The organism is Haloarcula marismortui ATCC 43049 (assembly GCF_000011085.1).
Classification (GTDB): Archaea; Halobacteriota; Halobacteria; order Halobacteriales; family Haloarculaceae; genus Haloarcula; species Haloarcula marismortui.
Window position 1 is genome coordinate 1 of sequence record NC_006389.1, and the last position, 11,618, is coordinate 11,618.

An 11,618-nucleotide genomic window follows, 5' to 3' on the forward strand; every position below is an offset into this window, starting at 1 on the left:
CCAATTCCTTGATGCCGAACTATGTGACACCGTAGCCGCCCGAACTGAGGCACTTCGAGAACTGGCACTGGCTGGGCTGACGGTGCAGCCACGCCCTTGCAGGCCGAGCAACAACACATCGTAGCGACGGACTGGGCGAGCTAGCATCGAAAGAGGCGACAATGGACTACTCTTGACCAACGGAATCTACACCTTCGCTATCGATGTCGTACTTTTTTCCGAGAATATAGTAGGTAATCCCTGTCATTATTGCCCCTGAGCTGAGACCCCCGATTATAGTAAGCGCTCTGCTTGGCGAGATGATTAGAATCCCGACGGCTGAAGAAAACGAAATAAGGCCAACTATGAGGAAGTTGTAGGTATACCGGAGTTTGTCCGCTTTCACAGACAGGACGCGGTTGTTTTTCTCGATGTTCTTTGCCAAGTTCTTCGATACGATGCCAGGGTATGCCTCAGGGCTGACATCCCCCTCGGTCAACCCATCCGTAAGGTGGGTTCCTGGGCCGTATCCAACCTCTACATTGAGGATACTGACCGCAGCGAATACCAACGAGACAAGCAACGAAATCACGCCGAGAGCGAAGAACATCAATACGGCTGGCGAAAACGTTACTGCTGGATTCTCGCCTTGAGCAATAAGCGAGAGTCCGGTTAGAAGGACCCCGAGTATAATCCCGATCAGGCGAGCAGCTCGCCACGCGTTCGTATCGACGTTAGAAAGCGCACTCAGTTGGCTTTCAACCATTCGGTCGTACTTTTCTGACAAGTGCAGGTGCGGATTCTGTTCGTCGTCCTCGGAAGAATCATCCTTCGACATAGCCGTTCAGAATTCCCCGATCGTGGGTTGTGTATAATCTTCTGAATCTGTGGCACCCACCGACTCGGTGGGCTCGGTCAGTTTATCCAGATCGCCCCGCTCAAGCTCGACTTCGTTCTCGCAGTGCCAGCCCGCGAACAACATTGCTAGGTCAGAAAATTCGCCACCACGGACAACGACATCTTTGTACTCTCGCCGCTTTTCACTAAGATTGCGGAACTGAATTCTGTACCGGGAGTCCGTGAGCTTCTCAGCCGTCTCGACGACACAGAGGTAGTCCAGTGTATCATTGACCCAGGCTGAATTGACTGAGCCGTTGGGAATGTAGGAGTCGTTGAGTTTGTCTGCCAGGGAGCCCGCCTCAATTTCGAAGGTGAGTGTCTGGTCTGGATCTTCACGCCGCCATTCGATTTGCTGACTATCGTTGAGCTGATCGTAGAACACTCGATCCCACATGTGGCAGGCAAGATAGAGACTTGGTGGCTGTTTATTGCAGAGTACGCCGGTTGCTTTGTGCCGATCAAAGTCCGATATCGAGATCTGGATACTAGCTAACTCTCCATCTGTAGACACACGAGGACTCATCCTGGCGTGGGTGGGCAGTGACTTGTCCCGGAAATTCTCTCCGACCAGCGACATCCGCTCAAATTTGTATTTCGGTGTCGTGTCTTGGTCGATGAGACTGAACTCCAGTGGGATGACATTGGGGGCTTGGAGGAACCCGTCGTCAAAAGAATCCAGATGGACACGTGCAGCTTGTGCCTGTTCGCTGGCAATGAGCAGGCAGACATCGACGGTCTCCGGCGAGATCCCGTCGTACGCAACATCGCCCGTGTCAACGGCAGTGAGCGGGACTAACCGTTCCCGAAAATCCTGAGCATCACTGTCGATCTCTTGGATCACATCAGCGACGATGGCATACTCTGATGTGAGCGACGAAATAAACGTTGGCGCTCGTTCGGCGCCAGTGTCAGTCGTGATGGGATCGGGAAACCACTGAAAATCAAACGCGCTGGCAACGCTGATATCGCTGAGAAACTGTTCCCAAGCGGCTACGATATCAACAACTTCGTCGTAGGCACGAAACTCTGCGAAGGCCTGCTCAACACAGCGCTCGTACTGGTTTTGTCCACTCACGCCGGTCACCCTTTGACGAAGTACTCCTCTGGGTCCTTACTGCGATTTTGCCCTTCAATGACTTCCCCCTCAAGGAACCCTTGGTTGATTCGATCGCAGATCCGAGACAGAGACTTTCGTGACGCATTGAAGCCAGGAACGATGCTCACACGCCGGTCCGAGGTGAGAAACACATCCGCGTTCGTACCGTCTTCATAGTCCAGAATCGATGCGTGCATATACGGATTCTTGTGATAGACCGTAATCGAAGACCGTTTGAGCCCCTCCAAGGCGTTTATCAGCCGGATGTTTTCCTCACGCCCTTTGATCGCTCCTTCTTCGTAGGTAATTTCGATCGTCTCAGCCTCTCGGGTACCATATTCACGGGCCTTGTCGTTGAATAACTCTCCCTTCTTAGAGAGAAGTGTAGCCAAACTGGGGAGGATCTTTTTGAAATAGATGCTCTGGTTACCGCTCACGTAGCGAGAGGCCCCTTTTCGGGAGAGCTGGCCACTGAATTTGTGTCTGGACTGCCGGAGCTCGAACTCTATCTTGTCGACGTAGGAGTTCTGCTGGCTGACTTCTTCGAGATTAAACAGCTCGAAATACCGGCTGTTATCGAAGTATTTGACCTCAGTGTCACCAACAGGTGACTTGGTGACTCCTTTCGTCACATAGAGATTCCCGTTGATGTCGTCACTCAGCTTGTTCAGGAGCTGCTGAAGTTCATCAGTCGAAAGGAACGAGGTTGAGACAGATGGCGGGAGTCCTTGGATATATCGCCGGACAGCTTGATTGAAGAACTCACGGTCAGAGACGGCAAAGGCAGTGTATGCGTCTGTGTCTTCGTGACTGAAGACATAGACCGTACCAGAGAGGAATTTGTAGCCGTCCTCATTGTAGTCCTCACCAGAACCCTGAATCCGCCGTGTAAGACTAAGTTTTAGGAATTCTCCCCTGTCGTCGATATCAACAGAGAATCCGGTCGGACTGTTACTGGCGAAAACCGCTTTTGGCTTCTCTTCAGCGATGAACGTAAGCGACCGGACCGGGTTATCCTCCTGCTCGATTGCCTCATTGGCCCAGGCAAACAGCGTATCTAAGGAGTCGAGGTCGGTGAATTGGTACAGGTTTGTATCTTCCACGGTCAGTTCCTCATGTGAATCAGTGTGATTTGCAGGTTATCTGGCTCGTATTAGTTTTTTGCCTTTCAGGTGCATATAATGTGTACCTGCGTATCAAATTGGGGATAGCGTAGTAAATGTATCACTCAGTCAACAGAAACACCATACTCTCTTTGAGTAGTCAATTTCAGTTTCGGGCAAGCTTCGGTATGCTTGGTGGCCGGAAGCACGGATAAAAACAGAACCGATACTGACTCTACACTGTTCAGCAAGTGCCCGCTTGTGCGCCTGTTGCTGGTGATTGTTTAGGCGGCCTGTCGTCGAGTCCCTCCTTGGGCTGCATGAGAGACTATCCGAGGCCAGTAAGCATCAGCAGCGCGAAAACCCCCGGATTCCTTTCGGCACCATTCTATGATTCCTGAAGAGTTGGCGAAGTTGCGATCCGAAGTCGCTTGGCAGATGCTGACTTGTTCACCTTCAGAAGTAAATCGTGAGACAAACCACTCTGATAGACTCGGTCCGCCCATCTCATCGAGTGAAGAACGTGGTCGTCCCCCGCTTATCGCGTCTGAAGCGATATACTTCTATGGCAGTGCTGATTATCTCACAAATCTGTACGGCCACTTCTAAATCGATCGTCTGGATGCTTTCGTTCATCCATATATAACGTACTGACAAATAATTCGAGCGGGAGAAGAGCTCGTAGAGCCCTGGCTGGTTGTTAGCCGTTCAGGATGCTGTGTGCTTCCGACTGATCGTAGTCGTGTGCTTCCTGAAGATGCTCAAGGAAAGACTGAGGCCCCGTCGTTACCCCTGTCTTGTAGTAGTCGCAGTCTGGGCAGTCGTATTCGGGTTCGAGGCCAGCTTCCACCTCCGGTGGAACTCGCTCGGTGTCCTCATCATCTGATTGCGTGTCGACGAACTTCAGTTCACTCGAGTCAATTCGGTCGCCGTAATTTGCCTCACCCCACTCGAATATTTCTTCTTCGAATTGATCCATCGCCTCATCAGAAGTGTTTGAGACGTTTTCAGAGTAGAAGCGGACCCACTCAGAATCCTCTCATTAGATGAATAGATATCGGTCATCGTTGGCTACCCGAGCAAGGCCGAATTTCTCGTGTGCGTGTTGGAGAGCACGACCCTTGAGATGAAATGCCCACTCTGGAGTTTCAGCTTCTGACCTGCCAACAGGGCCGATGTATACAACAATTATGATTAGCTCTTCAATATATTTGATTGCCTTGTCCTGTTGGTCATCATCAAATTGCTCCTGGAGGTAGTTGGCAAGATTATCACCGCAATAACAGCGAATCTCTTCGAGACTAGAATGAACGATATCAACAGCTTCCTGGACAGGTGGGAGTTCAGTACACAGATGAATATCAAATTCGTCGGTAGTCGTTTTCGTAGGGGCCGGGCCAGGCCGTGTCCGCATCAGATCATGAATATCGTCGGACCAGTCTACACCTAATTTTTCGCAGAGTGCTATGTATTCGCGGATGTTTTGATTCACACGAAGAATGAGCCTTGTCTGTTCCTTCGCCAGCTCCAAATTGTGTTGGCGGGCTTTCACCCGCACGTTGTGAATCCGGGATAGGTGCTCTCCGGCAGCACCCAGTATTCTCTCTTTGTCCGTACAAACAGTCCAGTGAAACCCGCCCTGTTCACTGAGTTCCAACTTAATTGCGTCACGAACGGAGCCCGCTAAAAGGTAGTCTCTGATGTCCAGGCCAGCTCCCTCCCAAGCTTCCGCGAGGTTGTTCACTGCCCTCGGGAGCGTTTCTTGGATCATCCCTTTGTGCCATTGTACTATCGAATAATAAATTTACTGCCGCGGTCTTAATATTCCAGAGAGGTGGGACTGGTTTACTAATATCACGAGATAACGCATATTTGGGGTGCCTAAAAGTATTTCTTGATAAACTTGGAACTGAAGTTCAATCTCTTAAGCAGTCATAACGGCCACTGTTTCTCAAATATGAGACGGCTCGTGACGTTTTTAGTTAACTTTTAAGATGATGTAGTTAGATAAGACGTGTGCAGGTACACATTCGGGTGTCAACTACCCGCCCGAGGGTATCACTAATGACGGAAAGCCAAACAAATCCGGAGGATGACTCCGATGACGGTGACGCAACGGTACAGCTAGGCGCACGTGTTGACAAAGATCTGGCCGAGTTGGTGAAGGGCCTTGTCAAGCACAAGCATGCCAAGATCAGAGGGCCATTGGGTAGGAGCTACGAAAAGGCGTTAGAATACTACATCGGTGTCCACCTTTTTCAGCATCCTGATGACCTAGAGGTGATTGCCGAGGCGTCTGATATCGAAGACAAGGAAAGAGCGGTCGAACGTCTGCGGGAAGCCATTGATAATGTCGGTCCTGATCTCACTGGCGTGAAACAAGCACTAGAAGATCCGCAACGAGAGCAAGTGCATCATACGGAGCAGCCAGCTGGCCGTGGATTATCAGTTCCGCAGGCTGAGACACAAAGTATGGTACTCTCTGAACAGAAGGAGTGGGAGCAGTCGTCGGTACGGCGTTCTGTCCTCGGCGAGGATATGTCAATGGAGGATGAAACCTTGGATCGTATCGCTGAAAGAGTCGCTGAAAAGTTAGAGAACAGAGACTAACTGCTGCGGGAAGCCCACTGGTTTCTCTCTTGTCCCTGTTCCCATCTAGTCTCTGACTTCGGCGGGGGTGCTGCTATATCAGAAAAGCTGTAGAGATAGATTACAGAACAGTAGTGATAAATACACAGGACGAAGTAAAAACGCCGGTAGAGCAGCTCAGGGAGCCTGAATGCTCTCTAAGACTATTGTTGCAACTCGTTTTCTAATAATATTACTTCTATATTAGTGTATAAACCAGTCTATTTTTATCATTACAGCATTTAGTGTGTCATGTGGCAGTAGATGATGTCGGCCAGGCGGCAGAAATAGGTGAATCCCACATGGAACAACCGAACCAAGCAACCGATGGTGACGAAGAAAGAGAACAGGCATCTGAATCAGATAAGAGTAGCAGGAACCGTCCTCCTCTGTTCGAGATTGATATTGTAGCATTCGGTCATAAAATTCAGTTCGTACCGAATGTCCATTCTGTGCTTGCGTTCTCAGCAATCTTCGTCGCTGCCGCGCTGATCTACTCTGAAGTGATTAGCCACGGTGAAGCAACGCCGCTACTTTTCGCTGAGGTGGCCCATTTTGCTGGATGGGTGTACCTCGAACTACCCGAAACGCTCGTCATTGAGGCTATAGAGAAAGAGGAAGAAGCCGAACGATACGGTATCTGATAGGAAACACATGGTTTGACATTAGCTGAAGATGAATTGTTTCTTACTGAGGAAGAAGGGCGCTATTTTATTAGTTGTTCTGGATTTCGGGCCAATTTTTGCACGTCGATCAAACTGAGTAACCAAATCACTGATCTCACCTCACTCTACACCCCCCACGCCGCCACTCCCATCCGTTACGCTCCGTGCCCATTTGTACGCACTCCCGGATATCGGGTGTGATCAAGCTATACCAGAACCTGTTCGGTCGCTACGACGGGTGCCGCCAGCTGCCGATCCCGAACCGTGACCGCGTAGCCTCGCTCGACGAGTACCTGCTCGCACGTCGTCGGTGATCGCCCGGGTGGCACACCCGACCATACCCGGTACCCCCGGCTGAATTGAGACTGTCCGAGGCCGGTAAGCATCAGCAGCGCGAAAACCGCCGGATTCCTTTCGGCACCATTCTATGACTCCTGAAGAGTTGGCGAAGTTGCGATCCGAAGTCGCTTGGCAGATGCTGACTTGTTCCCCTTCAAAAGTAAACCGTGAAACAAACCACACCAGTAGAGTCGTTCGTCTCACCTCATCGAGTGACGAACGTGGTCGTCCTTCCACTTATCGCGTATGGAGCGATATACTTCTATGGACGACGAATAATTCTGTAGCTCCCTCTGCGACACCAGCCGGAACCCCTCAGAATTCAGTCCTTCGGGTCGTCGGTAAGCTCTTCGAGCGACACCGTTTCGCCACGTTCGAATTCGCCCTCGGCTGCTTCGGCGTCGGCCAGCACCTCGTCGGAGAGTCGCGGTGCGACAAGTGCGGTCCACTCGACCGTGGAGTCCTCGGTGCCTTCGCTTGCGACCAGTTCGTCGCTCTCCATCTCCCGCAAGCGACACCGAATAATCTCGTTGCCGACCTCGATGTCGAAATGCTTGGCCAGCGCGTCGGCGATCTCGGCGACGGTCAGCATCGGTGCCTCTACGGTAGTCTCGTAGTTGAACGCTTTCAGCACGTCTTGCTCGGTCAGCTCTGCTGTATCGTCTGTCGGCGCCATGAGCTACTTTTCTCCAGCAGCGGTCACTTCGGCTTCGATATGCATCTAGTGCCCACTCGTACGCATTCCTGAACGTTGGCTCACCACACCAGAAAGCGCTTGGTTGCTCTGGAGGGTAAGCCAGTCGCTGATGGAGTACTGCATCGGCCATGATCAGGATACTCTACAGGGATACACGTTGTCGGGTGATGTTCCATCAAACGACAGGTACCCTTCGGAGATACGGTATCCTTATCGGTCTATTTGCGGGACAACGATGCGTCGAAAAGATTTCTATGAAGACCGATAGCCAATATGCCCTGACCAACCGACCCGAACAACGACCTTCTCATTGTGTGGCTTGGCCAGTCCGCCGGCGATTATAATTTCATCACCCGGAGCGACCTTCTCGTAGGCATTGGTGCGCCAGAGGGCAACCTGAATCTGGTCATTATTAAGATCACTCACGTGAATTTCGCGTAATTTAACCTTTTCATCGTCCAGCTGAATATCCTTAATTTCACCAACTCGCTCCACTGTCCCCTCCAAATCTACTTTGGGCGTTGTTGAAGTAATTTGATCAATCGCCATCGAATCAAATTTCACTTCAGGCGGTTCCGTGAGAATATCAATCGAGTCTTGTGAGTGGACGTGTATATTGTGGACACCATTATCTTTAGACAGTTTACCCTCAGCTTGGATCGGATCGCCAATTGAAATGTCTTCCATTGCCCCCTCAGCGTCGTCCCACAATGGAATTTCAATCCAGTTAAATTCTGAATCGGCCGTCGTGACTACAAACAAACTTGGCGGATTATCTTCGTCAGCCCGGTTTTCAGCTTTCCATGCATGGCGCTTGTTGAATACAACGCCAGAAACAGCGCGTGTAACGTAATCAGAGGGATCGACAACCTCTGGATTAACCTTCTCAGCGTCGGTATGTCGCTCATGCTCTATTTTATCGATATCATAAACTCCAGAGTCTGCCGACACTGTTCCGTTCTCAGGAGGTTGTTGGTCACCTCTACCATTTCCATGTTCTGTGACAACTTCTCTTTCAGTTGGATCGGCTTGCCTACAGATTGGACACTCTATACCAGTATATTCTCTCCCACATTCTGAGCACCGTATGCCACCAGCCCAATCTTCATACGACATGTCTGGGAGATTAATCGATTTTAGTATAAAAAATTAGTTCAATCCATTTGTCAAGTAGATTATTTATACCGAGAATCGCGGGTGAAAGCCGAAGACTGTAAGCGCATCCTCACTGTCCACTTTGCTGCAAGTGTGGCAAAACCAACCCGGCGATTCTATTCTATTCCGTACAGAATCGCAAGAAATCTCTCCACCAACAATGTACTACACATGAGTATATCTAGTAAACCAATCCGCTTTGTCGACGGTATCCGGCCCGAATGCCTCCCAACGAGAGTGATTGCCGATAGAACGATCCCTCATGAAGCAGTGAAACAATCTATCGATACTCGATTCAGCGGAACGGCGGCTTATGGACTTTGAGTGACGTGCTGAAAGAGGTCCTCGGACGGCAAGACGCCGAATCCGTCCGGGCGTCCAAGACTCTTCTTGACCAGGGCGACGAGATGGCCGACGATCTCGCGCAACTGTGAGCACTGCATGACTGTCGCGGATACACCTGCACTCATCTCACTCGCGTCGGTCGACCTGCTTGATACGTTGCTCACCGAATTCGAGGTCGCTACCACGGAGACAGTTATCGACGAACTCGATGCAACCAGCCTACGACGATACCCACGGCCATGCCGCACAGACTGTCCTCGACAATACAGCGCAAATCACTGTCAGACACGTCGACGGCACGCTTGCCTCATCTCGGATTGACGAGGGCGAAGGGAGTTGTGCGCTTCTGTGCAACGACCTCGACGCAGCGTTCCTGATTACTGATGATCTCCGCGCGCTGCCCGAGCTCCAGACCGCAGTCGACGCACAGGTCGCGATTTCGCCCATCGTGCTCAAAGCACTGGTAACCCGGCAGGTACTCGATAGACAGACGGCTCTGGAGAAACTTGACCAGCTCGCCGAACAGCGGTCCTGGCTTGGACAGCCGATCTATCGGCGGGCACAGAAACTATTTGAATGATACTGGTTCCGGATTTGTAACGGAAAGGAACCGCCGGACGTCAACACACATGCGCTGTGGTCGTACATACTTACCAGGCTTGTCTCGCTCTGGGTACCGCCTGTTCCGTCACCTAGACAGGCTAGCCTATCGAAGCGATGACGCCTGCGTGTCCCCATGACGGCGTCCTTCTTCGAGACGGAGTGGCCTGACGTGTTCATCGCGCCCTCGATGTTCAGCGTGCTCTCCACGTGGCTCGATGTCCCTTGTACGCAAGATGTGGACTTCGATTCGTGTATCGTCACGTGGGCTCAATGCACATGACTGTGTGCGAGTGTGGGACTCGTCGACGGCGCTCTCGATATACCCTATATATCAGATTTTCTGTATAGTTCAACACCCCTCTACGCGGGTAGTCGGCGTACGGGCTTCGCTGCGAGCTCGTGGTCACTCGTCCCCCTTGTGACCTCACTTTCTTCGCTACCTCATGGGGGGTGTGCCCACTATTAATTGCGGTACGGTGCTGAATATGGTTATGATATCCTAAGATTAGGACACTTATTAGGACAGGGTGTGTGATAATTAGGACAGTATTTAGGACAGGGGTAGGGTAATTTTACAGCAGGTGTTAGGACAGGGTATTATAATATTATGACAGTGTTAGGACAGGGGTGTGGTAGGATTAGGACAAGTATTAGGACAGGGTGGGATAGCGTTAGGGTATCCTATTAGGACAGGGTAAAATATAATACCCTAAGATTATAACAGGGGGAGTAAGAAGATGGCTGAGAGTGCAGAGCCCGAGTTAAGCATCGAAGATATCGAGTTTCTAACTATCGTCAGAGATGTCTCTGACAACCCGGACGAGTATGACGGAACGGAGCTTGGAGAAGCGCCTGCCACGGTGACTGTTATCACGGACAACACATCGCTATCGAAGTCCCAGGTGAAGTATCGACTCAACTCAGAGAGTGATGCTGGTAACTCTCGTGGGTTCACTGAAGACCAACTGGGCTACATCGAGAGCTACGGTGCATCGATGACTGAGAAGGGGTGGGGTCCACGGTCGTGCGAGATCACTGAGAAGGGGCGAGAAGCAGTTGATGGGGTTACGGAAAATTCCACCCTATCGTTGTCCACATCGGAGGGGGGTAGTCCAGCTGGGGGGTCGACGGAACGTATCGAGGAACTAGCGGAGGATATTGAGCGACTGGACAACCAGTTGGCTGCGATGGGTACGCGGTTGACTGAGGCGACTGAAGCAATTGAGGAATTCAACGAAGCCGAGTTTGGTGCGGTTGATGACGAAATAGCACACAAATTAGAGGCAGCTCTGAACGCGATGATTACGTACAACAATATCTTCGAGTACGTGCTTGGTGCTGATGTACGGCCATTCCACCCGGACGAAGATGGAAAGATCGATGCTGAGATGGTAGCAGAAGGACGTGAGCAAATCGTTGCAGCGATAAACGCGACATCAGAATCGGACGCAGCGGAGGTACTCAGACGGAAGTGAATAGAGTTACCCAGTACTGAGAGCGCCGTCCAGTCTGAACAAGACAACGACTTCTAGGGATATCCCGACCACCTTCTTACTCAGACAGGGTCTCCCTGCATGAGCTGGACAACCGCGTAGCCGGCGACGACCAGCACAAGCACGAAAACGTCGGGGGTAACCACCGTCTTCAGCAGGGTTCCGCCGCTGAGTGTCTGCAGTGCCACAACGCAATTGACCCCGACAATTGCGCTCCATCGGACAGCAGTGAACTCACCGAACCGCTGCAGTATGATGAACGACCCGGCCACGAGAGCCACCAGTAGCGACAGAACAGCGAAGAACATCAGACTGCCCTCCGGTCGACGCTGGCGTCGGTCTCATCGCCCCAGTAGGTAACCAGCTGCCCGACAGCGAGGCCTGACAGAACGATGCCCGGCCACAGCAACACCCAATTGCCGGTCGCGAGCAACGCCAACCCAACGACAAGCCCGAAGAGCTTCCGCGGGTGGCCGCGAGCCTCGTCAACCCACGACCCCTCTGGAACGACATTCATCCGTCGCCCTCCCTGCCGTCGGTACTAGGGTACCTGACAACCGAGTTCCATACCACCCCGCCGCTTGTTTCCTCATAACGGAGGTATAGCTTGGTAAG

Annotated in this window: 12 protein-coding genes and 2 pseudogenes; 5 read left to right on the top strand and 9 right to left on the bottom strand. The window is 51.6% G+C overall.

The window, feature by feature from the left end:
• Positions 1–166: 166 nt before the first annotated feature.
• The 5 genes from RR_RS00005 to RR_RS00025 all read right to left on the bottom strand — a co-directional run bounded on the left by RR_RS00005 (position 167) and on the right by RR_RS00025 (position 4,849).
• Positions 167–817 (bottom strand): hypothetical protein, encoded by a 651-nt coding sequence (locus RR_RS00005; protein ID WP_011222113.1) that lies wholly within the window; start codon positions 815–817, stop codon positions 167–169.
• 6 nt (positions 818–823) lie between these two features.
• Positions 824–1,954 carry a hypothetical protein gene (locus RR_RS21710; protein WP_137440587.1) on the bottom strand — a complete coding sequence of 377 codons (1,131 nt, stop codon included), beginning with the start codon at positions 1,952–1,954 and terminating at the stop codon, positions 824–826.
• Between the two features lie 5 nt (positions 1,955–1,959).
• Positions 1,960–3,078 carry a hypothetical protein gene (locus tag RR_RS21715; RefSeq protein WP_049938376.1) on the bottom strand — a complete coding sequence of 373 codons (1,119 nt, stop codon included), beginning with the start codon at positions 3,076–3,078 and terminating at the stop codon, positions 1,960–1,962.
• A 700-nt stretch (positions 3,079–3,778) separates the two neighbouring features.
• Positions 3,779–4,057 carry a hypothetical protein gene (locus RR_RS00020; RefSeq protein WP_011222116.1) on the bottom strand — a complete coding sequence of 93 codons (279 nt, stop codon included), beginning with the start codon at positions 4,055–4,057 and terminating at the stop codon, positions 3,779–3,781.
• A gap of 63 nt (positions 4,058–4,120) precedes the next feature.
• Positions 4,121–4,849, bottom strand: a complete 729-nt coding sequence (locus RR_RS00025) for a hypothetical protein (RefSeq protein ID WP_011222117.1) — start codon at positions 4,847–4,849, stop codon at positions 4,121–4,123.
• Positions 4,850–5,142: 293 nt separating this feature from the next.
• Between RR_RS00025 and RR_RS00030 the strand changes: the two genes are divergently transcribed.
• Both RR_RS00030 and RR_RS00035 read left to right on the top strand, forming a co-directional pair.
• Positions 5,143–5,688, top strand: a complete 546-nt coding sequence (locus RR_RS00030) for a hypothetical protein (RefSeq protein ID WP_011222118.1) — start codon at positions 5,143–5,145, stop codon at positions 5,686–5,688.
• A gap of 272 nt (positions 5,689–5,960) precedes the next feature.
• The gene (locus RR_RS00035) at positions 5,961–6,350 is read left to right on the top strand and encodes a hypothetical protein (RefSeq protein WP_049938377.1); all 390 of its coding nucleotides are present in this window, start codon (positions 5,961–5,963) and stop codon (positions 6,348–6,350) included.
• 682 nt (positions 6,351–7,032) lie between these two features.
• On the opposite strand, the gene RR_RS00040 is transcribed toward RR_RS00035, so the two are convergent.
• Entirely contained in the window at positions 7,033–7,386 is a 354-nt protein-coding gene (locus RR_RS00040) for a hypothetical protein (RefSeq protein WP_011222120.1), read from the bottom strand.
• A gap of 273 nt (positions 7,387–7,659) precedes the next feature.
• On the bottom strand, positions 7,660–8,523 hold the full coding sequence (locus RR_RS21980; protein WP_011222121.1) for a hypothetical protein: 864 nt from the start codon (positions 8,521–8,523) through the stop codon (positions 7,660–7,662).
• 371 nt (positions 8,524–8,894) lie between these two features.
• On the opposite strand from RR_RS21980, the pseudogene RR_RS00055 reads away from it, so the two are divergent.
• From RR_RS00055 to RR_RS00065, 3 genes and pseudogenes are all read left to right on the top strand, one after another.
• Positions 8,895–8,996 (top strand): annotated as a pseudogene (locus RR_RS00055) (CopG family transcriptional regulator); the annotation flags it as partial.
• A gap of 7 nt (positions 8,997–9,003) precedes the next feature.
• Positions 9,004–9,487, top strand: a pseudogene (locus RR_RS00060) (hypothetical protein).
• A gap of 760 nt (positions 9,488–10,247) precedes the next feature.
• Positions 10,248–10,985: a hypothetical protein gene (locus RR_RS00065; protein ID WP_011222123.1), complete on the top strand. Its 738-nt coding sequence runs from the start codon at positions 10,248–10,250 to the stop codon at positions 10,983–10,985.
• Between the two features lie 80 nt (positions 10,986–11,065).
• Here the strand turns inward: RR_RS00065 and RR_RS00070 are convergent, their stop codons facing one another.
• Together RR_RS00070 and RR_RS00075 are read right to left on the bottom strand one after the other, a co-directional pair.
• On the bottom strand, positions 11,066–11,311 hold the full coding sequence (locus RR_RS00070) for a hypothetical protein (protein WP_011222124.1): 246 nt from the start codon (positions 11,309–11,311) through the stop codon (positions 11,066–11,068).
• A complete protein-coding gene (locus RR_RS00075) occupies positions 11,311–11,520 on the bottom strand; it encodes a hypothetical protein (protein ID WP_011222125.1) in 210 nt (69 codons plus the stop codon). The genes RR_RS00070 and RR_RS00075 overlap by 1 nt, the downstream gene beginning before the upstream one ends.
• Positions 11,521–11,618 lie beyond the last annotated feature (98 nt).

Bases quoted from the DNA above. Each gene is read 5' to 3' on its own strand.
- RR_RS00005 (WP_011222113.1), bottom strand. From the start codon at position 817: ATGTCGAAGGATGATTCTTCCGAGGACGACGAACAGAATCCGCACCTG.
- RR_RS00020 (WP_011222116.1), bottom strand. From the start codon at position 4,057: ATGGATCAATTCGAAGAAGAAATATTCGAGTGGGGTGAGGCAAATTAC.
- RR_RS00025 (WP_011222117.1), bottom strand. From the start codon at position 4,849: ATGATCCAAGAAACGCTCCCGAGGGCAGTGAACAACCTCGCGGAAGCT.
- RR_RS00030 (WP_011222118.1), top strand. From the start codon at position 5,143: ATGACGGAAAGCCAAACAAATCCGGAGGATGACTCCGATGACGGTGAC.
- RR_RS00040 (WP_011222120.1), bottom strand. From the start codon at position 7,386: ATGGCGCCGACAGACGATACAGCAGAGCTGACCGAGCAAGACGTGCTG.
- RR_RS21980 (WP_011222121.1), bottom strand. From the start codon at position 8,523: ATGTCGTATGAAGATTGGGCTGGTGGCATACGGTGCTCAGAATGTGGG.
- RR_RS00065 (WP_011222123.1), top strand. From the start codon at position 10,248: ATGGCTGAGAGTGCAGAGCCCGAGTTAAGCATCGAAGATATCGAGTTT.
- RR_RS00070 (WP_011222124.1), bottom strand. From the start codon at position 11,311: ATGTTCTTCGCTGTTCTGTCGCTACTGGTGGCTCTCGTGGCCGGGTCG.
- RR_RS00075 (WP_011222125.1), bottom strand. From the start codon at position 11,520: ATGAATGTCGTTCCAGAGGGGTCGTGGGTTGACGAGGCTCGCGGCCAC.